This window comes from Clostridium sp. UBA6640, assembly GCF_002455975.1.
In the GTDB taxonomy this organism is placed as follows: Bacteria; Bacillota; Clostridia; order Clostridiales; family Clostridiaceae; genus Clostridium_J.
This window is the reverse complement of record NZ_DKLM01000118.1, coordinates 50,219-51,492: the sequence shown is the minus strand read 5'-3', so window position 1 is coordinate 51,492 and position 1,274 is coordinate 50,219. Positions and strand designations below refer to the sequence as shown.

At 24.6% G+C, this 1,274-nt stretch carries 1 protein-coding gene; it reads right to left on the bottom strand.

The features are described from left to right. Positions 1-204: 204 nt before the first annotated feature. Positions 205-378 carry a hypothetical protein gene (locus tag B2W91_RS12995; protein WP_291581545.1) on the bottom strand — a complete coding sequence of 58 codons (174 nt, stop codon included), beginning with the start codon at positions 376-378 and terminating at the stop codon, positions 205-207. Between the last annotated feature and the right edge of the window lie 896 nt (positions 379-1,274).

Below are 1,274 nucleotides of genomic sequence, written 5' to 3'. Positions count from 1 at the left end.
AATTTAGTAGTATTAGTGGAAATATCGATAAATGTTAATTACTTTCAGAGATAGATCAAATTTAGAAGCGGTACATCTATATATAGATATAGGGTTTTACTAACAAAATTTTTAATTGATTTGTTTTATTAGAATTTAAAAATATATCAGTATAAGATAAGAAATATATCTCTTATCTTATACTGAACTATCTTTTATCTTATTTTATTTTTCATTTTCTCTTACTTTAATTAATGTCTTTAGTTCTTCTAAATCTTCTAATGTTGCCTTATTTCTTATAAAGCTTCTTGCACTAGAACGACTTTTTAAATAACTAGCATATTCTCTGTTTTTCTTTTCCCAATTTTGATTTGCTAAAGTTTGCCTTGCTTTTTCCATTATTAAATCACCTTTTAAACCATTTAGTAAGTATCATAATTGTAGCTAATAACATTACAGGTATCCCAATTAAATCTAATAACCCTGCTCTACTAAAGCATGTTTTTCCTAACCATGTTATTGTAAAAAAAATTACTACCAATTCAGTAACTTCTATTTTTCTTTCCATTCAATTTTAGGTGTGCTATAATTTATTCTATAGGAAGGAGTTCTATCTCCTTTCCTCAAGTTATTTAGAACGCTTCTTTTTGGACTTAGGGGCGTTCTTTTTATTTTGTTGATTTAGATTTTTTATCGTTAGTATTGCGATTACTATGCCTAACAATTTCAACACTAAATCTAATAGATCAATTAGCACAGCCACGGAATCACCTCCTTAATTATATTATACTACGTGTAGTAAACAGCCGCAAGAATTTTTAGTAATTTTTACAAAATATAGGTATATATTATATTTTATTCCCAATTAAAGCTTGTCAGACTTTTATTTAAAAATAAATACTAAATATTTATTCTTAATATTTTTAAAGGAATTTGAACATTATAAAAAAAACATTAAAACAAAAAAAGAGCTTTTGATGAACTCTTTTTAATTACTTAATTTTTTCTATAGCTTTAAATAAAAGTTTATTATATTACTGTCTAAGTCTTTAAGCCAAACAAATTCTTTCCCCCACTATTGTAAAACAAAACTATTACATAAAATCTATTATTATTTTATAAGTTTAATATTAAATAATCGGTTTAAAACTCCTTTGAAAGGCAAGATATGAAATATTTTTGCTTAACATAACTATGTAACTGCCATTCAACTATAAGATAATAGCTAAAAATTTTAGGAGCTATAGGGATACAATGTAAAAACTTAATATACACTCTGGAAAATAAGTTTTCTA

Excerpts from the sequence above, each read along its gene's own strand:
- B2W91_RS12995 (WP_291581545.1), bottom strand. The coding sequence starts at position 378 with ATGGAAAAAGCAAGGCAAACTTTAGCAAATCAAAATTGGGAAAAGAAA.